Source organism: Paraoerskovia marina DSM 21750 (genome assembly GCF_000701465.1).
In the GTDB taxonomy this organism is placed as follows: domain Bacteria; phylum Actinomycetota; class Actinomycetes; order Actinomycetales; family Cellulomonadaceae; genus Paraoerskovia; species Paraoerskovia marina.
The window spans coordinates 149,023-172,959 of sequence record NZ_JNIY01000005.1; the positions used below are offsets into that span (position 1 = coordinate 149,023).

24 protein-coding genes are annotated in these 23,937 nt (G+C 73.1%); 15 read left to right on the forward strand and 9 right to left on the reverse strand.

Features of this window, described 5'->3' with window-relative positions:
- The first annotated feature begins 5 nt into the window (after positions 1–5).
- The 5 genes from Q343_RS0109650 to Q343_RS14015 are packed head-to-tail and all read left to right on the forward strand — an operon-like array spanning position 6 to position 8,056.
- Positions 6–1,499, forward strand: a complete 1,494-nt coding sequence (locus tag Q343_RS0109650) for a pyridoxal phosphate-dependent decarboxylase family protein (RefSeq protein ID WP_029253382.1) — start codon at positions 6–8, stop codon at positions 1,497–1,499.
- Positions 1,496–2,848: a lysine N(6)-hydroxylase/L-ornithine N(5)-oxygenase family protein gene (locus tag Q343_RS0109655; protein ID WP_043109947.1), complete on the forward strand. Its 1,353-nt coding sequence runs from the start codon at positions 1,496–1,498 to the stop codon at positions 2,846–2,848. The genes Q343_RS0109650 and Q343_RS0109655 overlap by 4 nt, the downstream gene beginning before the upstream one ends.
- Positions 2,845–5,274 carry a GNAT family N-acetyltransferase gene (locus Q343_RS0109660; RefSeq protein ID WP_081829755.1) on the forward strand — a complete coding sequence of 810 codons (2,430 nt, stop codon included), beginning with the start codon at positions 2,845–2,847 and terminating at the stop codon, positions 5,272–5,274. The genes Q343_RS0109655 and Q343_RS0109660 overlap by 4 nt, the downstream gene beginning before the upstream one ends.
- Positions 5,271–7,406 (forward strand): penicillin acylase family protein, encoded by a 2,136-nt coding sequence (locus Q343_RS0109665; RefSeq protein ID WP_029253385.1) that lies wholly within the window; start codon positions 5,271–5,273, stop codon positions 7,404–7,406. Before Q343_RS0109660 ends, Q343_RS0109665 begins: the two co-directional genes overlap by 4 nt.
- Positions 7,403–8,056, forward strand: coding sequence for a GNAT family N-acetyltransferase (locus Q343_RS14015; protein ID WP_052367082.1), 654 nt, complete (start codon positions 7,403–7,405; stop codon positions 8,054–8,056). Before Q343_RS0109665 ends, Q343_RS14015 begins: the two co-directional genes overlap by 4 nt.
- Here the strand turns inward: Q343_RS14015 and Q343_RS0109675 are convergent.
- Positions 8,043–8,936 carry a LysR family transcriptional regulator gene (locus Q343_RS0109675; RefSeq protein WP_029253387.1) on the reverse strand — a complete coding sequence of 298 codons (894 nt, stop codon included), beginning with the start codon at positions 8,934–8,936 and terminating at the stop codon, positions 8,043–8,045. The two genes, Q343_RS14015 and Q343_RS0109675, sit on opposite strands and share 14 nt — an antisense overlap.
- Positions 8,937–9,018: 82 nt before the next feature.
- On the opposite strand from Q343_RS0109675, the gene Q343_RS0109680 reads away from it, so the two are divergent.
- From Q343_RS0109680 to Q343_RS0109690, 3 genes are all read left to right on the forward strand, one after another.
- Positions 9,019–10,008 carry a threonine ammonia-lyase gene (locus Q343_RS0109680; RefSeq protein ID WP_029253388.1) on the forward strand — a complete coding sequence of 330 codons (990 nt, stop codon included), beginning with the start codon at positions 9,019–9,021 and terminating at the stop codon, positions 10,006–10,008.
- Positions 10,009–10,057: 49 nt separating this feature from the next.
- The gene (locus Q343_RS0109685; protein ID WP_029253389.1) at positions 10,058–10,678 is read left to right on the forward strand and encodes an L-threonylcarbamoyladenylate synthase; all 621 of its coding nucleotides are present in this window, start codon (positions 10,058–10,060) and stop codon (positions 10,676–10,678) included.
- Positions 10,679–10,769: 91 nt separating this feature from the next.
- Entirely contained in the window at positions 10,770–12,182 is a 1,413-nt protein-coding gene (locus tag Q343_RS0109690) for a UTP--glucose-1-phosphate uridylyltransferase (RefSeq protein ID WP_029253390.1), read from the forward strand.
- Positions 12,183–12,185: 3 nt separating this feature from the next.
- On the opposite strand, the gene Q343_RS0109695 is transcribed toward Q343_RS0109690, so the two are convergent.
- Positions 12,186–12,842 carry an IMPACT family protein gene (locus Q343_RS0109695; RefSeq protein ID WP_029253391.1) on the reverse strand — a complete coding sequence of 219 codons (657 nt, stop codon included), beginning with the start codon at positions 12,840–12,842 and terminating at the stop codon, positions 12,186–12,188.
- A 64-nt stretch (positions 12,843–12,906) separates the two neighbouring features.
- Here Q343_RS0109695 and Q343_RS0109700 point away from each other — a divergent pair, with 64 nt between their 5' ends.
- Positions 12,907–13,572 carry a site-specific integrase gene (locus tag Q343_RS0109700; RefSeq protein WP_248616805.1) on the forward strand — a complete coding sequence of 222 codons (666 nt, stop codon included), beginning with the start codon at positions 12,907–12,909 and terminating at the stop codon, positions 13,570–13,572.
- A gap of 12 nt (positions 13,573–13,584) precedes the next feature.
- Here the strand turns inward: Q343_RS0109700 and Q343_RS0109705 are convergent, their stop codons facing one another.
- The 7 genes from Q343_RS0109705 to Q343_RS0109735 all read right to left on the reverse strand — a co-directional run bounded on the left by Q343_RS0109705 (position 13,585) and on the right by Q343_RS0109735 (position 19,478).
- Positions 13,585–14,160, reverse strand: coding sequence for a Dps family protein (locus Q343_RS0109705; RefSeq protein WP_029253393.1), 576 nt, complete (start codon positions 14,158–14,160; stop codon positions 13,585–13,587).
- Positions 14,161–14,251: 91 nt separating this feature from the next.
- Positions 14,252–14,770 (reverse strand): hypothetical protein, encoded by a 519-nt coding sequence (locus Q343_RS0109710; protein WP_029253394.1) that lies wholly within the window; start codon positions 14,768–14,770, stop codon positions 14,252–14,254.
- A complete protein-coding gene (locus Q343_RS0109715) occupies positions 14,767–16,053 on the reverse strand; it encodes a DUF58 domain-containing protein (RefSeq protein ID WP_052367083.1) in 1,287 nt (428 codons plus the stop codon). Before Q343_RS0109715 ends, Q343_RS0109710 begins: the two co-directional genes overlap by 4 nt.
- On the reverse strand, positions 16,050–17,057 hold the full coding sequence (locus Q343_RS0109720; RefSeq protein ID WP_052367084.1) for an AAA family ATPase: 1,008 nt from the start codon (positions 17,055–17,057) through the stop codon (positions 16,050–16,052). The genes Q343_RS0109715 and Q343_RS0109720 overlap by 4 nt, the downstream gene beginning before the upstream one ends.
- Positions 17,054–17,584, reverse strand: a complete 531-nt coding sequence (locus Q343_RS0109725) for a hypothetical protein (protein ID WP_029253397.1) — start codon at positions 17,582–17,584, stop codon at positions 17,054–17,056. The genes Q343_RS0109720 and Q343_RS0109725 overlap by 4 nt, the downstream gene beginning before the upstream one ends.
- Positions 17,581–18,327, reverse strand: coding sequence for a DUF4129 domain-containing protein (locus Q343_RS0109730; RefSeq protein ID WP_029253398.1), 747 nt, complete (start codon positions 18,325–18,327; stop codon positions 17,581–17,583). Before Q343_RS0109730 ends, Q343_RS0109725 begins: the two co-directional genes overlap by 4 nt.
- A complete protein-coding gene (locus Q343_RS0109735) occupies positions 18,324–19,478 on the reverse strand; it encodes a DUF3866 family protein (protein ID WP_029253399.1) in 1,155 nt (384 codons plus the stop codon). The genes Q343_RS0109730 and Q343_RS0109735 overlap by 4 nt, the downstream gene beginning before the upstream one ends.
- A 34-nt stretch (positions 19,479–19,512) precedes the next feature.
- Between Q343_RS0109735 and Q343_RS0109740 the strand changes: the two genes are divergently transcribed.
- Genes Q343_RS0109740 through Q343_RS0109765 form a run of 6 tightly spaced genes read left to right on the forward strand, consistent with a single transcriptional unit; the run spans position 19,513 to position 23,928 of the window.
- Positions 19,513–20,526: a helix-turn-helix transcriptional regulator gene (locus tag Q343_RS0109740; RefSeq protein ID WP_052367085.1), complete on the forward strand. Its 1,014-nt coding sequence runs from the start codon at positions 19,513–19,515 to the stop codon at positions 20,524–20,526.
- Complete coding sequence (locus Q343_RS0109745; RefSeq protein WP_052367086.1) at positions 20,519–21,493, forward strand: helix-turn-helix transcriptional regulator; 975 nt, start codon at positions 20,519–20,521, stop codon at positions 21,491–21,493. Before Q343_RS0109740 ends, Q343_RS0109745 begins: the two co-directional genes overlap by 8 nt.
- Before the next feature lie 5 nt (positions 21,494–21,498).
- Complete coding sequence (locus Q343_RS0109750; RefSeq protein ID WP_052367087.1) at positions 21,499–21,885, forward strand: hypothetical protein; 387 nt, start codon at positions 21,499–21,501, stop codon at positions 21,883–21,885.
- Positions 21,882–22,229: a twin-arginine translocase TatA/TatE family subunit gene (locus tag Q343_RS0109755; RefSeq protein WP_052367088.1), complete on the forward strand. Its 348-nt coding sequence runs from the start codon at positions 21,882–21,884 to the stop codon at positions 22,227–22,229. The genes Q343_RS0109750 and Q343_RS0109755 overlap by 4 nt, the downstream gene beginning before the upstream one ends.
- 2 nt (positions 22,230–22,231) lie before the next feature.
- Complete coding sequence (gene tatC, locus Q343_RS0109760; protein WP_345940097.1) at positions 22,232–23,020, forward strand: twin-arginine translocase subunit TatC; 789 nt, start codon at positions 22,232–22,234, stop codon at positions 23,018–23,020.
- Complete coding sequence (locus Q343_RS0109765; protein WP_029253405.1) at positions 23,017–23,928, forward strand: diacylglycerol/lipid kinase family protein; 912 nt, start codon at positions 23,017–23,019, stop codon at positions 23,926–23,928. The genes tatC and Q343_RS0109765 overlap by 4 nt, the downstream gene beginning before the upstream one ends.
- The last annotated feature ends 9 nt before the right edge of the window (positions 23,929–23,937 follow it).

Sequence of the window (23,937 nt, forward strand, 5' to 3'; positions counted from 1 at the left end):
GTCCCATGCCCGCATCCCACGACGTCGTCGACGAGGTCCTCAACGCCGCCTCGGCCGACCGCTATGCGCGCCTCGTCGGCTCGGTCGTCGACGACCTCGCCGCACGGATCCGCACGGTCGAGCAACCGTTCACCGGGGCAAGCCGGGCAGACCTGCAGGCCGCCGTGGACGCCGTCGACCTCGACGGACCGGGACAGGGCAACGAGACGGCGCTCGCCGAGGTCACCGACCTCTACGTGCGCAACGCCGTCTGGTTCCACCACCCGTCGTACGCCGCCCACCTGAACTGCCCGGTCGTGCTGCCCGCCGTCGCGGCCGAGGCGGCGCTGGCCGCGGTCAACACCTCCGTCGACACCTACGACCAGTCCACCGTCGCCACACTGATGGAGCGGCGGCTCGTGGGATGGACCGCCGGGCGGATCGGGTTCGACGACGGCGACGGAGTCTTTACATCGGGCGGGACCCAGTCCAACCTCCAGGCGCTCTTCTGCGCCCGGGAGGCGATCGTCGCGCGCGCAGCCGAGACCGGCCGTCGCCGGACCGAGGTGCTGCCCCGGCTCAAGGTCCTCACGGGTGCCAGCTCCCACTTCAGCGTCAACACCGCGGCCCGCCTGCTCGGGCTCGACGACGACGCCGTGGTCACCGTCGACGTCGACGCTCTCGGGCGGGTGCGACCCGCGGCCCTGCGCCGGGCGATCGACCAGGTGCACGCCGACGGTCACCTCGTCATGGCGGTCGTCGCCACGGCGGGGACCACCGACCGTGGGTGCGTCGACCCGCTGCAGGCGATCGCCGACGTCTGCCACGGCGAGGACCGGGCGATCTGGCTGCACGTCGACGCCGCCTACGGCTGCGGCCTGCTGGTCTCCTCGACCCGTCGACACCTGCTCGACGGCATCGAGCGCGCGCGCTCGGTCACGGTCGACTACCACAAGAGCTTCTTCCAACCCGTCTCCGCCTCGGCGCTGATCGTCCGCGAGGCGTCGGACCTCGCCCCGGTCGCCTGGTATGCCGACTACCTCAACCCCGTCGCCAACGCCGAGCCGAACCAGGTCGACAAGTCGCTGCAGACCACCCGCCGGTTCGACGCCCTCAAGCTCTGGACCACGCTCCGGTCGGTGGGGGCCGACGGTCTCGGCGAGCTCTTCGACCGCGTCTGCGACCTCGCCGCCGACGTCCACCGCGACCTCGCCGACGACACCGACTTCGACCTGGTGGCACCCACGGACCTGAGCACCGTGCTGTTCCGATACCAGCCCGCCGGGATGACCGACGCCGACGCCGACCGCCTCGTTGCGCCCGTGCGGCGTCTGCTGTTCGACTCCGGCCGCGCGATGGTCACCAAGACCGTCGTCGAGGGGCGCCCCTGCTTCAAGCTCACCCTCCTCAACCCCGCCTCGACCGTCGCAGACGTGCACGTCGTGCTCGACCTGGTGCGCTCGGTCGCGGCCACCCTGCACCAGACCCGCACTCTCGACTCCCTGGAGATGGCCCGATGACCACCACCCACGACCTGATCGGCATCGGCATCGGCCCGTTCAACCTCGGTCTCGCGGCGCTCGCGGACCCGCTCGACCTGGATGCCGTGTTCCTCGACGCCCGCGACGAGTTCCGCTGGCACCCCGGGATGATGCTCGAGGGCGCCACGATCCAGGTGCCGTTCCTCGCCGACCTGGTCACGATGGCGGACCCCACCTCGCGGTTCTCGTTCCTCAACCACCTGAAGGCGACCGGGCGGCTGTACCCGTTCTACATCCGGGAGAGCTTCTACCCGCTGCGCGCCGAGTACGACGCCTACTGCCGGTGGGTGGCGGGTCAGCTCGGCACCCTGCGATGGGGCCGGGAGGTCGTGTCCGTCGAGCACGACGGCGAGGCGTGGGTCGTCCGTTCGCGCGTCGCCTCCTCCGAGATCGAGGTCCGTCGGGCACGGCACCTCGTCCTCGGGACCGGGACGGCCCCGACGATGCCGGCACCGCTGCGCGCACTCGCCGAGGCGCAGCCGGGCGCGGTCCTGCACTCGGCCGACTTCCTGCCCCGTCGTGCGGATCTGGTGGCCTCCGGGTCGGTGACCGTCGTGGGGTCGGGCCAGTCGGCGGCGGAGATCTACCGCGACCTGCTCGAGGAGGTGCACGAGCACGACTACCGGTTGGACTGGGTGACGCGGTCGCCGCGCTTCTTCCCGATGGAGTACACCAAGCTGACGCTCGAGATGACCTCGCCCGAGTACGCCGACCACTTCCACGCACTGCCGATGGAGACCCGCGACCGCCTGGGCCGAGACCAGCGCAGCCTCTACAAGGGGATCAGCGGCGACCTCGTCGACGACATCTACGACACCCTCTACCGCAAGTCGGTCACGGCCCCGGTGCCGACGACCTTGCTGACCGACACCGCCGTCGTCGGGGCCGGATGGGACGCGGCCGCCGAGGAGTGCGTGCTGCGTCTGCGGCACGCCCAGACCGGCCAGGAGGTCGAGCGGCGCACACAGACGGTCGTCGCCGCCACCGGCTACGCCCCGCGGGTGCCGGCGTTCCTCGACCCGGTCCGGGACAGGATCTGCTGGGACGCGCGCGGCCGGTTCGCCGTCGCGCGCGACTACACGATCGACGCGGAGCGGACCCTGCACGTGCTCAACGCCGAGGACCACACGCACGGGATCACGGCGCCGGACCTCGGCTTCGCGGCATGGCGCAACTCCGTCGTGCTCGCCTCGGTGCTCGGCCGCGAGGTCTACCCGGTCGAGCGGCGGATCGCCTTCCAGGAGTTCGGACTTCCCGCCGACGGGGCGGACGCTTCCGACGGCACCGCACCGGCCGGGGCCGGGCGTGGCTCGACGGAGGACGCATGAGCGGGGGAGCCGGGGCGCCGGTGCTCGGCGCGGTGGCCGGAACCGGAGCGGCCGTTCCCGGCGCGGACGATCCCGGAACGACTGTTCCCCCACGCTGGCAGACCGCCACGACGCTCGGGCCGATCGGCTTCGTGGCACTGGACCGCGCGGACTCGGACCTGCTGCACGCCTGGCTGACGCACCCGCGCTCGGCGTTCTGGCAGATGGGCCGGATGAGCGCCGAGCAGGTGCGCGCCTACGTCGACGAGCTCGTCGCCGACGACGCGCAGGACGGGTGGTGGGCCTGGCTCGACGGCGCGCCGATCGCCTACGTGGAGACGTACGACCCGCACCGGCTCGTGCTCGACGCGGTCGTGGAGATCGAACCGGGTGATCTCGGCATGCACCTGCTCGTCGGGCCGCCGGACGGTGCCCCCCGCTCCGGGCTGACCTCGGCGGTGATGGGCGCCGTGGTCGGCTTCTGCCTCGCCGACGACGGCCTGGCCGCGGCGCGTGTCGTGGTCGAGCCGGACGTGCGGAACACGGCCGTGCACGAGAAGAACGCGGCCGCGGGCTTCCGGGTGGTGCGCGAGGTCGACCTGCCGGACAAGCGGGCCCTGCTGTCGGTGTGCAGCCGGGCCGACTACGCGCGCAGTCCGCTCGGGCCCGGTCACGACGCGGCCCCGCACCTGCGACCGGACGCCATGGCGGCGGCGCACCGGCACCTGGTGGCGAAGACCGTGGCGGAGCTCTCCCACGAACGACTCCTCGTCCCCGAGCCGGTGGGCAGCCGGGCACCGCGCGGCGGACGCGGTCAGTTCCGGCTGCGCACGCACGCGGCCGACGGTGCGGTCGACTACACCTTCACTGCCCATGTGCTCGACCTGGAGCACTGGGTGCTCGACGAGGCGTCGATCGTGCGGACCGTCGCGGGTTCGCCGGCGCCGCTGGACGCCCTCGCCCTCGTCAACGAGCTGCAGCCGGTGCTGCAGATCCCGGCAGAGCTGCTGCCGACCTACCTCGAAGAGGTCAGCTCGACGCTCGCCGCCGCGGCTGCGAAGCACGTGAACCCGGGTCCGGGCTCACAGGACCTGCTCGGGGCCAGCTTCCAGCAGACCGAGGCCGCGATGACCGAGGGGCACCCCGCGTTCGTCGCGAACAACGGGCGGATCGGCTTCAGCCTCGCCGACTACGAGGCCTTCGCGCCCGAGCGCGGGTCGACGCTGCGCCTGCAGTGGCTCGCCGCCCGCACGCAGCACACCCACCTCGCACTGGGAGCGGGCCGCACCCCGCAGCAGCACTGGGACGTGGCGCTGCGTCCGGACGAACGGCGTGCCTTTGCCGCGCGACTAAGTGCCCGGGGCCTGGACCCCGCCGACTACACGTACCTGCCGGTCCACCCGTGGCAGTGGGAGCACCGGGTCGCGATCACGTTCGCCCCCGACGTCGCCCGTCACGATCTCGTCCCGGTCGGGGTCAGCGCCCACGAGTACCAGCCGCAGCAGTCGATCCGCACGCTCGCCGACCGGACCGACGACACGCAGGACTACGTCAAGGTCGCGCTCGCGATCCAGAACATGGGATTCCTGCGCGGACTCTCGCCCGCCTACATGCGGCACACCCCCGCGATCAACGACTGGGTCGCGGACCTCGTGCACGGCGACCCGACCCTGCGCCGGGCCCGGTTCGAGGTGCTGCGCGAGCACGCGACCGTCGGGTACACCGGAGACGCCTACCACGGCACCGCGACGACCAGCCCGTACCGCAAGATGCTCGCCGCCCTGTGGCGGGAGAGCCCGGTCCCGCGGCTGCTGGACGGCGAGCGCCTGGTCACCATGGCGGCGCTCCTGCACCGTGATCGCGAGGGCGAGGCGTACGCGACCGCCCTGATCCGCGCCTCCGGACGCACCCCGCGCGACTGGCTCCGCGCCTACCTCGACGTCTACCTGCGCCCGCTGGCCCACTGCCTGCTCGCCCACGACCTGGCGTTCATGCCCCACGGGGAGAACCTCATCCTCGGGCTCGCCGACCACACTCCCGTCCGGGCGTTCATGAAGGACATCGGGGAAGAGGTCGCGGTGCTCTCCGACAGGCCCCTGCCCGCCGACGTCGAGCGGGTCCGCGCCGAGGTCGACGAGACGGAGAAGGCGCTCGCGATCTTCACCGACGTCTACGACGGCGTCCTGCGCCACCTCGCGGGGATCCTCCACGTCGACGGTGTGCTCGACCAGGACGACTTCTGGGCCGAGGTCGGAGCGTGCCTGCGCCGGCACCGCGACGACCACCCGGACCTGAGCACCGGCGTCGACCTGCACGCACGGACCTTCGCCCACTCCTGCCTGAACCGGCTCCAGCTGCGCAACACCCTGCAGATGGTCGACCTGACCGACCAGTCCTCCTCGCTGATCTACGCCGGACAGATCGACAACCCCGCCGTCCGGGCATGAGCGGTCCGGCACCCGCCTCCGCGGAGTGGCGACTGCGGCGCGACAGTCTCGGCATCCCGCACCTGTGGGCCCCGGACGAGCTCACGCTCGCCCGGGCCCAGGGCTACGTCACCGCTCGCGACCGCGGGTGGCAGCTCGACACCGACCGGTGGCGCGCCGAAGGAACCCTCGCGGCACGCATCGGCCCCCCGGGCCTCGCGTGGGACACGCTCGCGCGCCAGCTGCGCATCACCGAGACCGCCCGACGGTCCTTCGCCCGGCTCGACGACGCCGACCGGCGATGGGTCGAGGCCTACACCGACGGCGTCAACGCCGGGCTCCCGCAGGGCCGGCAGACCCCCGAGACCCACGACCTGCGTGCACTGCCCGGCGTCCACCCGCCCGACGAGCCCTGGCCCGCGTGGATGCCCCTGGCGATCCTGCACGTCAACCACGTCCTGTTCACCGGCTTTCCCAACGTGCTCTGGCGCGCCCACGTCGCCCGCACGCTCGGCCCGCACCACCCCCGCACACCCGTCGAGGAACTGGTCGACACCCTCAGCGGCGTCGACCCCCGCAGCGGCGGGTCCAACGCCTGGGCGCTCGCGGGCATACGCACGGCCACCGGCGCGCCGATCCTGGCCGGAGACCCGCACCGGCTCCTGGAGCTGCCTGGCACCTACCAGCAGGTCCGGCTAGCCTGCCCCGAGTACGACGTCGTCGGGCTGGCGTTCCCGGGCGTCCCCGGGATCGCGCACTTCGGCCACACCGGGACGGCCGCGTGGGGGGTCACGAACGCCGTGGCGCACCACGTCGACGTCCTCGTCGAACACCTGCGCGACGACGGCGGCGCGTGGCGCGCCGCGGGACCGGACGGGGACGAACCGGTCGAGTCAGGCGTCGAGCAGGTGCACGTGCGCCAGACGCGCCACGAGACCACGGAGGCCCACGAGACGGTCGACGTCCCGTGGGGCCGGACCCGGCGGAGCCTGTTGCTCGACCTGCCGCCGACCCCCACGGCCCACCGCGCCACGGGCGTGCACCTGCCCGCCCACACCCGAGCAGACCTGGGCGTCGGGGCGCTTCGCGTGCTCCTGCGGGCGCGCACGGCCCGCGACGTCGTCGACGCCTTCGCGGCCTGGGTCGACCCCGTCAACAGGGTCCTGGCCGCCGACCGGAACACCGTGCTCAGCGCGACGGTCGGCCAGGTGCCCGACCTCGACCGCACGGAGCGCCGCCTGCCCCGCGACGCCAGGACAGCCAGGGCCGCAGAGTCGTTGCCGAACGCACCGGCAGTCCGCGTGACCACCCACGCCGTCGACGCCAACCAGCGCCCCCACGCCGCAGCCGACCACGGCTTCGCCTACCCGCCGCCACATCGGGCCCGCCGCATCACCGCACTCCTGCGCGAACCCGACGCCCCCACCACCGCCGAGGACCAGCACCGCATCCACGCCGACACCGAACAGCCGGACGCGCACGACCTCCTCGACCGCCTGGCCGCGGTCCCCGACACCCTCCTCGACCACCCGGCAGCCCGGGCGCGACAGCAGCTGCTCGCCTGGGACCGCCGCATGACCACCGACTCGACCGACGCGACGCTCTACGCGACCTGGCGCACCGCCGTCGTCACGAGACTCGCCGACCACCCCGCGCTCGCACCGCTGACCGAACCGCACCCGCACACGAGCGTGCTCGACCCCTGGTTCGCCCTGCCGGCACGCCTGCGCACCGCCCTGCCCACCCTGCTCGACGCGCCCTGGCTCGACCTCGACGTCCCCCAGACGCTCGCCGACGCCCTGACCGACGCCTTCGCAGCACCACCCGCCCCCTGGGGGACGCAGCACGCACTGGTCCCCGTCCACCTGCACCACGACGCACACCTCGACCCGCCGCCCACGCCACCCACGGCGCTCGCGGGCGACTCCGAGTGCGTCCTGGCGACCGCGAGCGTCCCCGGGGCCGCGCACGTGGTCAGCGGACCCGTCGCGCGCTGGGTGTGGGACCTCGACGACCGGACCCGGTCGCGGTGGGCCGTGCCCTTCGGGGCGGCCGGCGACCCGCGCAGCCGACACCACGTCGACCAGCTCTCCACCTGGGCGGCCGGCCGTACCACCCGAATCGAGTTCCCCGACCTTCAGGAGCAGCCATGACGACACCCGACCGCCCCGCCCGGGAGTACCGGTTGGATCGGCTCGCGAGCGGACCGCCGGGGCAGACGCTGTGCACCGTGGACCTCGCGACGCACGGCAGCCTCACCGTCGACGTCCTGGATCCCGATGCCGATCTCGACGTCCTGCACGCCTGGGTCACCCAGCCTCGCTCCAGGTTCTGGGGACTCGGTGAGCTCTCTCGCACGGAGCTGCGCGACCTGTACGCCTACGTGGACGATCTCGAGACCCACCACGCCTTCCTGGTGCGCTGGGACGGGCTACCCGTCGTGCTGCTGCAGACGTACGCGCCGGAGCACGACCCGCTCGGCGAGGTGTACGACGTGCTCCCGGGAGACGTAGGGATCCACTTCCTGCTCGGTGACCGCGGGCCGCGCGACGTCCCCCTCTGGTCGGTGCTCGCGATCGTCGTGCACGCGTTCGTCGTCGACCGCGACGGTGTCGACCGCGTCGTCGTCGAGCCGGACACGCGCAACGCCGCGGCGACCCGACGGATCGACCGGCTCGGGTTCCGGCCGCTCGACGTCGTGCAGGTGGGGGAGAAACGAGCCCGGCTGAGCGTGCTGGACCGAGACGCCGCCGCGGCCCTCGCCCGGGAGGCCCGCGCCACGTTGCACGTCAGCGCTCCGTAGCCTGCCGCCGCGCGGCCGAGACGACGAGCCTCACCAGCGCACCGGCCGCAGGGGCCGGGCGGTCGCCGTACGTCACGGCGAGCACCCGCCGGTGCGCGCCCGGGACGGCCGTCACGTCCACCCCGTCGGCGCGGTGCGCGCGCAGCGCGAGGGCGGGGAGGAGGCTGACTCCGACCCCGGCGGCGACGAGCGCTTGCACCGCCACGTAGTCGTCCGTCTCGAACGTGATCTGCGGCGTGAAGCCCTCGCGCTCGCACCGGGCGACGAGGTCCGTGCGGCAGCGCTCGCACCCGGCGATCCACGCCGACCCGGCGTGGTCGCCGAGCACCGCGGGTCCGCCGGGGGAGTCGGAGGTCGTCGCCGTCACCAGCACCATCGGGTCCTCCGTCACCGCCGTGACGGCGAGCCCGTGCAGGTCGCTCGGTGCGTAGTCGTGCTCGAAGACCAGCGCCACGTCCACGGTGCCCTGTCTGAGCGCAGCCAGTGCCTCGGGTGGTTCATGCTCCACGAGCTCCACGCCCACGCCGGGATGCTCCGCTCCCAGCCGGGCGACGACCTCCGGCACGATCGTCGCGAGCGCCGACGGGAACGCGGCCAGTCGTGCACGCCCTGCCTGCAGCCCGGCCAGCGCGCGGACCTCCGACTCCGCGGCCTCGACCCGGCCCAGGATCTCCTCCGCCCGTCCGACGAGCAGGGTGCCGGCGTCGGTCAGGCGGACGCCACGACCGACCCGCTGGAGCAACGGAACGCCCACCTCCGCTTCCAGCAGGGCCAGATGGTGCGACACGGACGGCTGGCTGTACCGCAGGGCGGCCGCGGCCGCGGTGACCGAGCCCTCGCGCGCGACGGCGACGAGCATCGTGAGCCGGTGGAGATCCATTCCCTCAACATATCGACAGCATTGATAGAAATCCAGAAAAGAACTATTGGACCGATGGGTTATCCACTGAGACGGTAGAGGCATGACGACGACCACGCGCCCAGCACCCACCGACGTGCCCTGCCTCGCGGACGTCCTCGACGCGCGACGGCTTCTGGCCTCCGAGCTCGAACGAACACCCACCCGCACCTGCGCAGCTCTGTCGAGGGCCGCGGGCACCCGTGTCACTCTCAAGCGGGAGGACGTCCTGCCCACCGGTGCGTTCAAGGTCCGCGGCGCGCTCAACCTCCTCCTGCGCACGACGTCGCAGGAGCGCCGGGCCGGCGTCGTCGCCTACTCCACCGGCAACCACGCCCAGGCTCTCGCCCACGCCGCCCAGGTCACGGGGACGCCGTGCACCATCGTCATGCCGGAGAACCACAACCCGGGCAAGGCGCAGAGCGTCCGTGACCTCGGCGCGACCCTCGAGCTGCACGGAGCCACGTTCGACGAGGCCGCGGTACGAGCACGCGAGATCGCCGATACCACCGGCGCGCGACTCGTCAGTGCTGCCGAACCGTGCCTCGTCGCCGGGGTCGGCACCGCCTACCTCGAGCTCGTCGAGCAGGAGCCGGACCTCGACGTCATCGTCGTCCCCGTCGGCGGTGGCAGCGGTGCAGCCGCCGCCTGTCTCGTCGCGGCGGCGGTCTCACCTCACATCGAGGTGATCGCCGTCCAGTCCGCCGCCTCGCCCGCTGCCCACGACTCCTGGCACGGCGGCGCCTGCGTCAAGCGCGCGAACACCTCCAGGGCCGAAGGGCTCGCCACCGGTCGCGGCTTCGAGTTCACCCAGGCGATCCTGCGCGACCACCTCGCCGACTTCGTCACGGTCACCGACGAGCAGATCGCCCACGCGCAGGCGGTTCTTCTCGCAGACGCCCACGTCCTTGCCGAAGGTGCGGGGGCCGCGGCACTCGCGGCGGTGCTCGCCGACCCCGGGCGCTTCGCCGGACGGCACGTCGGGGTGCCCGTCACCGGTGGGAACGCCGCCGGTGCGGAGCTGCGCCGTCTTCTGCCGGGGCTCCAGGACTAGCCCGCGCGCCGTGCGTGCCCGACTGCGCGCCCGGGCATAGCCTCGGTGCATGGCCCGCTACTTCGACGTACACCCCCACGACCCGCAGCCTCGGGCGATCGCGCAGGTCGTGGCGATGCTCCGGGACGACGCGCTCGTCGCCTACCCCACGGACTCGTGCTACGCGCTGGGCACCCGCATGGGCAACACCCACGGCACCGACCGGATCCGTGCCGTCCGCGACCTTGACGCTAAGCACCACTTCACCCTGATGTGCGCAGACTTCTCGCAGATGGGTCAGCTCGTCCGGATCGACAACCACGCCTTCCGTGCGATCAAGGCGTCCACGCCGGGTCCCTACACGTTCATCCTCCCCGCGACGGCCGAGGTGCCGCGCCGGCTCGCCCACCCGAAGAAGAAGACCGTCGGCATCCGGATCCCGGAGAACCGCGTCGTCCAGGCGATCCTTCGTGAGCTCGGCGAGCCGTTGCTCTCGTCGACCCTGCTCCTTCCGGACCGCGAGGAGCCGCTGACCGACGGCTGGGAGATCAAGGAGACGCTGGACCATCTCGTCGACGCCGTCGTGGACGCGGGGGAGTGCGGCACCGAGCCCACGACCGTGGTCGACTGGTCCGAGCGGGAGCCCGTCGTGGTGCGGGAGGGGGCAGGGCCGGTGGAGCGCTTCCTCTGAGCGCGGGCGGCGCGACCGCGGGTCACCCGGTGTGACCGACACGGTGCGGACCGGGCGTGCCCGGTGCCGGCGACCCGCATAGCCTGAGCGCATGAGCCGCGACGGACTGGACCACGCCCGCACCAAGATGTCCGACGCCGGGGTGCACCCCACGGCGATCGACGTCTTCAGCCGCTTCTACGACCTGCTCGAGGCCGGTCAGACGGGGACGATCCCCGAGAGCACGGTGAGTCCGCTCACCGACGTGCCGAGGCACGCGGACCTCGACGTCGACCCGGAGGTCGCTCGCGACGCGTTGGCCTCGACCGCGATCATCAAGCTCAACGGCGGGCTGGGCACGTCGATGGGGATGGACCGGGCCAAGTCGTTGCTGACAGTCCGAGAGGACGGTCCGGACGGTCGGTCCCTCAGCTTCCTCGACGTGATCGTCGGTCAGGTCCGTGCGGCCCGTCGGGCGACGGGTGCGCCGCTGCCGCTTGTGGTGATGAACTCGTTCTCGACCCAGGACGACACCCTCGAGGCGCTCGGGCGGTTCCCCGACCTGCGGGTGGACGGGCTCCCTCTCGACTTCCTCCAGAACCGTGAGCCGAAGCTCACCGCGGACGGTCTCGAGCCGGTCGAGTGGCCCTCGAACCCTGCGCTGGAGTGGTGCCCGCCCGGCCACGGCGACCTCTACACGGCCATGCACGCCTCGGGCGTCCTACGTGCTCTCCTCGACGCGGGGTACCGGTACGCGAGCGTGTCGAACTCGGACAACCTCGGCGCCGCCCCGGACGCGACGATGGCCGGCTGGTTCGCGTCCTCGGGAGCGCCGTTCGCCGCCGAGGTCGCGCGGCGGACCCCAGCGGACCGCAAGGGCGGCCACCTCGTCGTCCGGACGGACGACGGGCGTCTCGTCCTGCGCGAGTCCGCGCAGACGCCGTCCGAGGACGCTGACGCCGCCGGAGACATCGAGAAGCACCGGTACTTCAACACGAACAACCTGTGGCTCGACCTCGAGGCGCTCTCGACGGAGCTCAACCGGACCGGGGGTGTGCTCGAGCTCCCGCTGATCCGCAACGACAAGACGGTCGACCCGAGCGACCCGTCGTCCACCAAGGTCGTGCAGATCGAGTCGGCGATGGGAGCCGCCGTCGAGGTGTTCGACGGCGCCGTGGCGATCGAGATCGACCGCTCGCGGTTCCTCCCTGTCAAGACCACGAGCGACCTGCTCCTGCTCCGGTCCGACGTGTACGCGCTCGACGAGGACTACCGGCTCGTCGCACAGGTCGACGCGCCGTTGATCACGCTCTCGTCGGCGTACAAGCTCGTGCACGACTTTGACGAGCGATTCCCGGACGGCGCACCGTCGTTGCGCGAGGCCCGGGCGCTGACGGTGGACGGGGACTGGGCGTTCGGCGCCGGTGTCCGCGTCCGGGGCGAGGCGATTCTCGGTGCTGAAGGTGGCGTCGTCCCTGATCGCTCCGTGGTCGGGCCCGACGGGCTCGCGTCCCGCGACGCCTAGGCGCTACGGGACGTCGACGACCCTCCGCTCGCCGCGGGACGCGAGGGTCGCGCCGCCCGTCGCTGCCGCAAGGTCGGCGTCGAGCAGGTCCAGCTCGGCGTCGGCGACGTCGAGCCGGAGCACGGCCTGTTCGGCGTAGTGCGGTGTCCCCATGACCGCGCCGTGCTGGGCGGCCCACGCGTGCAGCAGTGCGACGAGCCGACCGGCCTCCGCGTGCGGGACGGCGACGCTGACACGCGTCATGTATCGACGTTCCACCCGGTGCGCGGAGGCGACCGCCAGCGCCGCCGCTCCGGAATAGGCGCGGATCAGGCCCCCTGATCCGAGGAGCGTCCCGCCGAAGTACCGGGTCACGACCACGACGGCGTCCGTCAGGTGCTGCTTGCGCAGGACGTCCAGCAGGGGAGCGCCGGCGGTGCCGGCCGGCTCGCCGTCGTCGGAGGAGCGCTGAACGTCCCCCGAGGGGCCGACGACGAGCGCGGTGCAGTGGTGGCGCGCGTCCCAGAAGGACCTACGTCGGTCGGCGATCACGGACGTCGCCTCGTCGACCGACGTCACGGGGGAGAGGTGGGCGAGGAAGCGCGACCTCTTCACCTCGGTCTCGGTCGAGACAGGAGCGGCGACGGTGGCGAGGAGGGTCTCGTTCGGCGGGGTCGGCATCGTCATGAGCCTAAGGCTTCTCTCTCATCGAGAAAAATAGTGTGCCAAGCGGTACTATCGCACCATGTCACCGAACCCAAAGAACTCACCAAACAGCCCGGAGGAGGGGAGGTACCCCCGACCCACCGTCTCGACGGACGAGGCCGAGACGGTCTGGCGCGATCTCGCGTCGGCCGCGATGGACCCCGGGGTGAAGCCGGAGATCGTCAGGCTCGCCGTCATCGTCGCCCTGACCCGTGCGACGGGTGCCCGCTACTCGGACCTGTTGCGCTGTGGCGTCGACTCGTTCGACCTGGGGGAGGAGGGCGCCCGTGCGAGCGCGGGGACGGTCGAGGTCTTCCACGGCAAGCACCGCACACGAGTGGTCCATCCGCTGGACGCGAGCGAGGTGATCCTCCTGCGGCGCTGGTTCGACGTCCGTGCAGAGCTCTGTGCAGAGCTCGAGGGCTCGGCGCCGCGGGCGCTGCTGCTGACGGTGCACCACACGCACGACAACGGGACGACGGTGGTCAGCGGTCTGCCGATCACCAAGCAGGGTCTTGTGCTCTCGTGGCGTCGGCACGTCCATCGCACCAACGCCCGCTGGGCGGGCCGGCGTCCTCCGCTTCCGACGCGGTTCGAGCAGGTCCGGCGTGCGTGGACCGAGTCGGCCGAGCGTAGGTTGCACACCACGGACACGGACGACGACGGCCCCGGCATGTCGCCGGGGCCGTCGTCTCAGGAGCGTTGAGCGTGCGCGGTGTCAGGCGGTACCGCGGGCGTCCTTCTCGGCGAGCTTCGCCGACTCCGACTCGCCGTCGGCGTCGGTCGTGCTCAACGATCCGCCGGCGCTCTCGAGGTGGGCGCGGACGAACCAGTGGAAGAGCTCCAGCTCCTGGAGGTGCCCGATCAGGATGTCGTTCGTGACGTCGTCGAGCTCCTCCGTCGCGGTCGCCGCCGCGCGGTGGTCGGAGATGACGCCCTGGTAGACGGTGTCGAGCGCGCCCAGGTGCGCGATCGTCGACGCCCGCCCGAGGGAGTAGTCGTCCCACGTGCGGTTTGCCACGATCGCCCCGGGCGTGCCCTGAGGTGCCACACCCAGCGTCGCGATGCGCTCGGCGATCGTGTCGACCATCTCGCGCACGGCGTCGACCTGGGGGTCGATCATCTCGTGCACGGCGATGAAGTGCGGGCCCACGACGTTCCAGTGGATGTGCTTGAGCGTGAGCTGGAGGTCGTTGAGCGCGTCGAGTCGCTGCTGGAGAATCTCCGCGACCTTGGCGCCGGTCTCGACGGTGAGCGACGGGACCGTGTACTTGGGCAGGCGTGCTGCCGACATGGATGCCTCCTTCGTCTTGGCGAGGAGCCGCTATGGCTCCTTCACCACCATGTTGGCCGATCCGGTGTGTGCTCGCAGCCCGGCGTCTGCTCTACCGCCACCATCGCGCCGGCGCGGCCAGCAGCACCGTGGCGAGAAGGAGGACAGCCCCGAGCGGAACGGCGATCTGGGCCGCGAGCGCCGTCGTGGCCCATGCGGCGAGGGTGCCGATGGTGAGTGTGGTGGCGAGGATGGTCGCGGCGGGTCGGATCTCGGTACGCAGGGCGCGGGTCTCGACGCGGGTCGTGGTGGTCGTGTGGCGGGCCCACCAGGTGGCGCGAACGGTGAGGTGGCCGAGGGGTGCGAGGGCGAGTGCGTACGGGGTGAATCCGTCGTCTCCGAGCAGGGGGAGTGCGACGAGCGCGAGGGTCATCCAGGGCAGGGGGAGTGTGGGCCGCCACAGAAGTGCTGCGCCGGCGACGGTGGCGGAGACGAGTGCGGTGGGCAGGTGTGTGGGTGCGAGTCCGACGAGGAGGGTGGCGGCGGTGAGCAGGGCTGCGCCGATTCGGAGGGTGCGGCCGCCGAGCGTGGGTGCGGTGGTGATCTGCGGTGTGTTCTCGGTGGTCGTCATCGCGTTCTCCGGCGGCCGGCGGCCTGGAGCTGGGCAGTCGCGGGTGGCGGTGCGTCGTCGCGGTCGGGGGCCCAGGCGGTCACGGTGATGTCGTGCCGGGCGAGCGTGCGCAACCGGTTGGCGCGTTCGAGGCGGATGATGCGCCAGGCGGTGGCCAGGTGCGGGGGGAGGTGGTCGGTGCTGAGCCTCGGGAGGGTGTCGACGGCGACGACCTGGTGGCCGGCGGCACGCCACGTGAGGGCGTGGGTGAGGGCTGTGTCGTCCATGAAGGTGGAGAAGAGGTAGACGTAGGCCCCGGTGGGCAGGTGCGGGGCTCGTCGTCGAGGTTCGGCCTCGCCGTGGGCGGTGGTGTGTGCGAGGGCGTGCAGGATCCGGCGTCGGTGGCGGCGTCCGCTGCCGGGTGGGACGGGGCGTCGGTAGCGGCTGAGTTCTTCGAGGCCGACGCGGTCGCCCCGGTCGAGCGCATGGGCGGCCACGGAGGCTGCGGCGTCGCGGGCGTGGTCGAGGGAGCCTAGTTCTCTCCGGGTGGGAGTCGGCATGCCCCAGTCGGCGGGGTCGGGGCCGAGGTCGTCGCGGGAGTCGACGAGGAGCAGGACGGTGGCCTCGGCGGTGGCGAGGGTCCGGCGCACGTAGAGGGTCTGCAGCGTGGGACTTCGTCTGGCGGTGGCGCGCCAGTCGATGCGGCGCAGGCGGTCCCCGGGGGTGAAGGGTGCGATGTCGCGCAGCTCGGTGCCGTCACCGCCGCGTCGTGCGGTGTGCGGTCCGACGAGGCCGCGCAGCGCGTGCGGGACGGGGATGCCACGCAGTGCGGTGGGTGCGGGCAGGACGAGGCTGGTTTCGCCGGTGGCGGTGCGCGGGTCGTCGGTGCGTCCACCGAGCGGTCCGAGCGCGAGGGCGGTGGCCCGGTATGGCGGGTGCGGTCCCGTCCTGCTCGTGGGGGCGGTCAGGGTCAGGCGGCGCTCGTGGGGGACGTGCACGACGGCCTCGAGCGTGCCGTGGTGGGGTACGGCGACGCGGGCGACGACGACGTCGCTGCCCGGGGGTGTCGTCAGCTCGAGGACGGCCGTGACCCGACCGGGCGCGGCCGGTGCCTTGGTGAGGCGCACGGTACCGGGGGTTCGTGGCGTGGCTCCGAGGCCCCACAGCCCGGCGAGGAGGACGGGAAGGCCCAGGAGTGCGACGTCGGCAGCACCTCGCAGCAGACCGAGGCCCATCAGCACCACACCCGCGCTGACGGACAGGACCGTGTAGCGCGTGGCTGGCCAGACGCCCGGCTCGGTCATCGGCTCGGGACGGCGGCGGGTCCGGGGACCGTGGCGAGCACGGCGGCGACGACCGTGGCCGGGTCGGTGTCGGCGGCCCATGCTGCGGGCGTGAGGGTCAGCCGGTGCGCGAGCACCGGGACCGCGATCTTTTTCACGTCGTCCGGGAGCACGTGGTCACGCCCCGCGAGGACGGCGACGGCGCGGGCGAGCAGGACGAGGTTCTGCGACCCGCGGGGCGAGGCACCGACCTCGACGGCGTGGTGGCTGCGTGTCGCCGCGGCCAGGTCGACGCAGTACCGCACGACGTCGGGGTCGACCGAGACGTCCTCGACACCACGCTGCATCTCTCGGACCGTCCCGGCGTCGGTCACCTGCTCCACGCGTGTCGCCTCCGTGCGCCGGACGAGTCGACGGTGCACGATCTCCGCCTCGTCCTGCCTGTCGGGATACCCGACGGCCAGACGGACCATGAACCTGTCGAGCTGCGCCTCCGGCAGAGGATAGGTGCCCTCGTGCTCCACCGGGTTCGCCGTCGCGACGACGTGGAACGGCGTGGGCAGGGCGAACGTCCTCCCCTCGGCCGAGACCTGACCCTCCGCCATCGCCTCGAGCAGGGCCGACTGCGTCTTCGGTGCCGTGCGGTTGATCTCGTCCGCGAGGAAGAGCCCGGTGAACACAGGCCCCGGCCGGAACACGAACTCGGCCGTCGCCGGGTCCAGCACGTACGAGCCCGTGATGTCCGCGGGCAGCAGGTCAGGGGTGCACTGCATGCGCGCGAAGTCCAGGCCGAGCGCCTGCGCGATGCTGCGCGCCGCGACGGTCTTGCCGAGCCCGGGTACGTCCTCGAACAGCACGTGCCCACCCGCGAGGATCGACGCGAGCGCGATCTCGAGCGCGTCGAGGCTGCCCACCACGACGGTCCGCACCGCCCTCATCACGTCCTGGCCGAGCGCCGCGATCTCCTCGACGCCCAGGGGCGGCTGGTCCGTCGTTCGTGCAGTCCGCGGGTGCTCCGAGGTCATCGTGTGGGCCTTTCGGTCGTCGGGGTGTCGGCCGGTGCCACCGTCGGCACCGGTCCCAGCGTGTCCAGAACATCCAGCCACCGCCGCAGCTCGGCCGCCGTGACGGGCGCGGTCGAAGAGCCCGCGAGCGCCCTCTCGATGGCCGGGGTGGTGTTGCCGAGGAGTGCGGCGCGGGCGGGGCGGTCGGCGGGTGAGGTGGGGTCGATGCCGTGGTGGATCAGCGTGGCGCGGGTGAGCTCGAGGGTGCGGGCGACGGCTCGTTCGCCGACGGTTCGGTCGGTGCGGAGGGTCTCGCGGCCGAGCAGGTCCAGGTCGGCTCGTGCTCCTCCGGGCCGCGGGCTGGTCGGGTCGGTGGGGGTGGCCCGGGTTCCGTGGGGTGCGATGCGGGCGGCGGCGACGACGGTCAGGACGAGTGCGGCGGTCGTGATGGCGTCGGCGAGGTCGCCGAACGCCCAGGCGGCGAGTCCGAGCGCGGTGGCGACGACGAGGGGTGCTGTGACGCCGCGTCGGTCGTGGGCGGCGGTCATGCCCGTCCCGGTTCGGTGTCGAGTCCTGCGGGGTCGGTGAGGGTCTCGGTGAGGCGGTCGAGGCACCGGCGTGCTGCCTGGAGGTCGTCCGGGGACAGGTGGTGTTGGGCGAACCGTGCACGGTGGTACAGGGCGAGCAGCTCGCGGGCGGCGTCCGGGTCTGCCCCGGTGCGGGTGAGGACCGTGAGGACGTACTCGCCGGGGGTGTGGGTCGGGTCGCGTTCGAGGCCGACGTCGGCGGTGGCGGCCTCGAGCGAGACCCAGGCCGCGACGACGGCGTCCGACGGGTCTCGGGTCCGGTCGTCGAGCGCGGCGTGGGCGTCACCGACGGCGTGCCGGACGGCGTCGGTGACGGTGCTCGCGTCCACGGTGCCTCCGGTGGAGGGCGTGTCGTACGTCGTCGTGGGCGTGCGGCGTCGCAGGCTGTCGACGACGTCGCGGAGCCATCTGAGCACGTCGCGGCCGAAGAGCGCGACGAGCGCCCCGACGAGTGCGAGCACCGGGAGCAGTGCCGTCCACCGGGGCAGGTCGCCGAGGTTCCACGCGGTGCTCTCGCCGCGTGCTGGGGGTTTGTACTCGAGGATCGTGGGGTCGAGGGCGACCGGGTCGACCGGATCCTGGTCGCCGATGGTCACGTCCACCACCCAAGGCGTCGCGGTCGCCGCGACGAGCACGACCAGGCAGGCGACCACCGCGGCGGCGACGATCCGGACGCGGTGCCCCCCGCGGTGTGCCTCGCTCACCGTCGGCAGGCTACCTGCTCGGCATGGATCCCGGCGGCCGCGGCCGCGACGAACGACGCCGGGTCCTCGTGCAGGCCGCGGCCCATCGTGGACAGCCGCACGGGACAGTCCGCGAGCGCCTCGAGCAGGGCGGGCTCCACGGGCACGTCCACGAGCCGGTGTCGCCCGTGCGGGGCCGCGAGCGCCCGGGCCTGGTCGCGGACGCGGGCGTCGAGGTCGGCGTCCCACGCACCGGCGGGGGTCTGGGGCGTGCGCGCGGGGACGGGGACGTCGGCGGGGCTGATGGCCACGCGCCCGTACGTCGTCAACGAGTGGTGGGAGATCCCACGGTGGCGGTCCCGGGCGTCGGCGCCGGAGACCCGCAGGGAGGCCACGGGGTGCCCGCCGAGGACGCCGGCGGCGTTGAGGGCCTCGCCGGCCTGGACGCCGGAGAACCCCCAGCGGGTCCCGGTGCCGAGGTTTCCGGGGCCCTGGGCGAGGACGACGAGGTCGGCGTGCTCGACCAGGTGCGCGGTCAGCAGGCCGGTGTGGACGGTGACGGCCTCGTGGTCGCCGCCGTAGGCCTGCCCGACCGTGATGCAGGAGGTGAGCCAGTCGGCGTCGCGCAGGGCCGAGACGGTGCGGGAGAACGCGACGGGCAGTGCACCGCCGTCGGGCATGACGTAGACCACGCGGGGTGCGGGTCGGCCTGCGAGCGCCGCACCATGCCGCGCCCCGGCGACGACGGCGGGCACGGCCGAGTGCAGGTCGGCGACGACCACGGGCAGCGCGGCGAGGTCGTCGGCGTCGGCCAGGAGGGCGTGGTGGTCCGACTCCTGCTCGTCGGCCCCGAGCACGAGGGTCTGCAGCGGGGTGTAGCGCGCCTTGACGAGGTGACCGGGTCCGGGGGCGGGGTCGGGCGGCAGGGCGTCGGGGGAGGCGACGACGAGCGCGTAGCCTCCCGTGCCGAGCCCGCGGGCCAGCGCGGAGACGTTGAGCGTCACCCGGTCGCCGACCGCGGGGGTGCCGACGACGTCGGTGTACGCCAGCGCGCGGACGTGGTCGGGGAGTGCGGGGTCGTGCGCGGCGTCATGGAGGTCGACGCGCAGCTCCTGCGCCCCCGTCCAGGACTTTCCGTGCGACACGACCGTGCCGGAACGCCAGGTGATCACGCGCACGAGCGTACCGCCCGCTAGCGTGGGGGAAGTGACCCGCACCCCACCGGCCGAACGGCTGCTCAATCTCGTCATCGCCCTGGTCAACACGTCCACCGCGATGTCGAAGCAGCAGATCCGCACGTCGGTCGCCGGGTACGACCAGGCACCGAGCATCGAGGCCTTCGAACGGATGTTCGAGCGGGACAAGGACACGTTGCGCGACCTGGGAGTGCCGATCGTGACCGTCGACCCCGGTGGGCATGCCGACGAGATCGGCTATCGCGTCGACCAGGACGCCTACGCGCTCGGGGCGCTCGACCTCACCCCGGCCGAGCTGGGCGTTCTGTCGCTCGCGGCACAGCTGTGGCAGGACCGCTCGATCGCGACCGACACGTCGCGGGCGCTGACCAAGATCCGCGCCGCGGACGTCGCGGAGGCCGCGACAGACATCGTCGCCGGTCTCGCCCCGCGCGTCAGTGCCGCCGGCGGGGCGCTGGGCCCGCTGCTCGACGCGATCGGCACCGCTACTCCCGTGCGCTTCGGCTACCACGCCGCGAACACCGGCGAGACGGCGCAGCGGCACGTCGAGCCCTGGCGGGTCGCCGCCCGCGGGGGCGGGTGGTACCTGATCGGCCACGACCGCGAGCGCCAGGCGCCACGTTCCTACCGCCTGTCCCGCATGGTCGGGTCCGTGCGGCTCGCCGGGGCGGCGGGGGAGTACATGGTGCCGGCCGACGTCGACGTCGACGCGTTCTTGTCGACGGCGGGTGGCCCCGAGCAGGTCGCGCGCCTCGCCGTCCTGCCCGAGCGGGCCGGGGCGGTGCGGGCACGCGGCACCGTCGGCGTGACGGTACGCGGCCACGCGCCGGGGTCGACGACGCCGATGGAGGCGGAGGCGGAGGTGCGGGACGTCGTCGAGGTGCCGTACGGCCAGCTCTCCGCGATGGCGGACGAGATCGCCGGGTACGGGGCCGCCGTGGTGGTGCTCGGGCCCACCGAGCTGCGAGAAGCCGTGCTCGAACGACTGCGGGCGGCGGCACGACTGGGGGCGGACCGTGGCTGAGCGCGCCGACGAACGACTCGTCCGACTCCTGGGCCTGGTCACGTACCTGCAGAGCGCCGGGCCCGCGCGGGTCGAGGATCTCGCACGGCGCTTCGACGTCACCGGCGCCCAGATCCTCAAGGACGTGGACCAGCTCTGGGTCGCGGGCACCCCCGGGTACTGGCCGCAGGACCTGATCGACTTCGACGCGGCGTCCATGGAACGTGGTGTGGTCCGTCTGATCGACGGCCGCGGCATCACCCGCCCGCTGCGACTGGGCACCCGGGAGGCCGTCGCCCTCGTGGCCGCCCTGCGCGCGCTGCGCGAGACCGTCGCCGACGAGGACGGCCGCGAGGCCGTCCTCGACTCGGTGCTCGCCAAACTGTCCACGGCCACCGGGGAGGCCGCCGCCGCCCTGGACGTGCGCCTGTCACCGCCCGGGCGCCCCGACGTCGTCCACGCCATCCGCACCGCGCTGTCGAGCGGCCGCCGACTGCACCTGACGTACGCGGACGCGGCCGACAACCTCAGCGAGCGGGACGTCGACCCGATCGAGCTGCACACCCGCGACGCCTCGACCTACCTGCTGGCCTGGTGCTACCGGGCCCAGGCACGCCGGACCTTCCGCACCGACCGCATCGTCTCGGCCCACGTGACCGACACGCCGGCCGTCGAGCACGACGTCCCCCGGGACGTGACGTTCCGTCCCGACGACGACGCGCCCGTCGTGACCGTGCGCCTCGCCTCGTCCGCGCGGTGGATCGCGGAACAGGTGCCCGTCGACGCCGTCCGTGACCTGCCCGACGCCACGTTCGAGGTCGACCTGCGCGTCGCCAACCGCGTCTGGCTCCTGCACCTGCTGACCGAGCAGGCCCGCTACGTCGTCGACGCGCACCCGCCCGACCTGCTCACCGACGTCGCCCGCGACGCCCAGGCCGCCCTGGACGCCTACGCCGCGTTCGATCCCGCACCCCCGACGCTAGGCTGAGCGGCATGTGGTGGATCGTGTGGGTCGTGCTGGTCGTCGGTGCCGTCGTCGCGCTGGGCCTGATCCTGCGCGACGTGTGGTCCCGGGCCAAGGAGTTCGGCCGAGAGCTCGGACGCGCGCAGTCCGTCTCAGCCGAGCTGAGCCTGCGGGCGGACGAGCTCGAACGCGTCGCCGCCGAGAACCCCACGGTCGCCCGCGCGCGGCTCGACGACGACCCTGACACGCTGCGGGCCGAGTACCGGGCCGTCCGGGCGTCGCACGCACCGCAGCGCGCCGCACGGGCCGCCCGCCACCGCCGGACCTGGGGCCGATGGGTGCGGGACGAGTGGCCAGGGTCGTACGATGGCCAGGTCCGCACCCCCGCACGTACCGAGACCGAGGACCCGACGTGAACATCCTGCGCCACCCGGCGACGATCCTGATCCTGATCCTGCTGATCGTCCTGCTCTTCGGGTCCCGCCGGCTGCCCGACCTGGCGCGCTCCGTCGGCGAGTCGCTGAAGATCTTCAAGAAGGAGGTCAAGGACCTCCGCGACGACGAGCCCGCCGCACCCGCCGCCGGCGACGGCACGACGCCCGCGACCCCGGGCACGCAGACGACCCACACGCCCGAGACGCCTCAGGCGCCGAACGCCCCGGCGTCGAGCACCCCGGGCACCGAGCCCGGCACCCCGGCGAGCACCACCAGCAGCGACGACGGTGGCACCACGCCGCCCGGCACCACGCCGAAGGCATAGCCGTGCCCGGCGCCCGACGCGCCAACCCCGAACGGCGCATGGCACTGCGCGAGCACCTGCGCGAGGCCCGGCGCCGGCTCGTCCTCGCCTGCCTCGGCATCCTCGTCGGGGCCGTGGTCGGTTGGATCGTCTACGACACCGTCTTCGCGCTCCTGCAGCGCCCGATGGAGGAGGTCGCCGCCGAACGCGACGGGCTCGCCGCCCTGAACTTCGCCGGCGTCGCCACCGCGATCGACATGAAGGTCAAGATCTCGTTCTTCCTCGGGATGCTGATCGCCAGCCCCTGGTGGCTGTACCAGTTCTGGGCGTTCATCACCCCGGGGCTGACGCGCGTCGAGAAGCGCTACGCGTTCGCGTTCCTCGGTTCCGCCGTCCCGCTCTTCCTCGGCGGGGCCGCCGTCGCCTGGTTCATGCTCCCGCGCGCGGTCTCCATCTTGTTCGAGTTCGTCCCCGACGGCTCCGCCTCCCTCATCGACGCCCAGACGTACCTGAGCTTCGTCATGCGGTTCCTCCTCGCCTTCGGGTTCGCGTTCCTCGTCCCCGTGGTCATGGTCGCCCTGACGTTCCTCGGGATCGTCCAGGCACGCACCTGGCTCAACGGGTGGCGGTGGGCCATCCTCCTGTCGTTCACGTTCGCCGCCGTCATGACACCCACGCCCGACGTCATCACGATGATCTGGGTCGCCCTGCCCGTGTGCGCGCTGTACTTCGTGGCCGTCGGAATCTGCGCCCTGCGCGGACGACAGGTCGCCCGCCGCGCGAGCACCGACCCCGCCCCTGCGAGTCCGTGAGACCCCAGCGCGTCGGCGTGGTCGTCAACCCCACCGCCGGGGCCGGCCGCGGCGCCCCCGCCGGACCCCGCGTCCTGGGGACGCTGCGTGCCGCGGGCCACGACGTCCTCGACCTGTCCGCCCCGACCCTCGAGAATGCGGCCGCGAGCGCCCGGGCGGCCGTGGCCGGCGACCGCGTCGACGTCCTGGTCGTGGTCGGGGGAGACGGCATGGTGCACCTGGGGGTCAACGCGTGCGCGGCGACGTCCGTGCCGCTGGGTGTGGTCGCGGTCGGGTCGGGCAACGACACGGCCACGACGCTCGGCCTTCCCGTGCACGACGTCGACGCCGCCCTGGCCGTGATCGCACGGTCCGGTGAGCGACCGCGCCGGATCGACGCCGCGTACGTGACCCCGGTCGGGCGCTGGTACGTCGGTGTGCTGTCCGCGGGTCTGGACGCCGCCGTCAGCGCCCGTGCGAGCGCCGACACCCGCTCGAAGGGCTCGATGCGGTACGTCCGTGCGGTGGTGGGCGAGCTGCGCCGGTTCCGCCCTTACGGGTACCGCGTCGTGGCGGGTGACCGGGTCTGGGAGCAACCGGGCACCCTGGTCGCGGTCGCGAACGGCCCGGTGATCGGCGGCGGGGTCCGGATCGCCCCGGACGCGGTCCTCGACGACGGGCAGCTCGACGTCGTCGTCGCGCCTGCCTTCTCCCGGGTGCGGGCGGCGACCATCTTTCCCGGGATGTACCGCGGGGCGCACCTGCGCACGCAGGGGATCGAGACCTTCCGCAGCACCGCCGTCGTGCTCGAGGCCACGGCCGCCGGTGCGGCGCCACCGGTCGCCTGCGCGGACGGCGAGGTCCTCGGGTCGCTGCCCCTGCGGGTGGAGGTCCGCCCCGGCGCGCTGCTGGTCCTCGCCGGACCGTAGGGTGGCCAC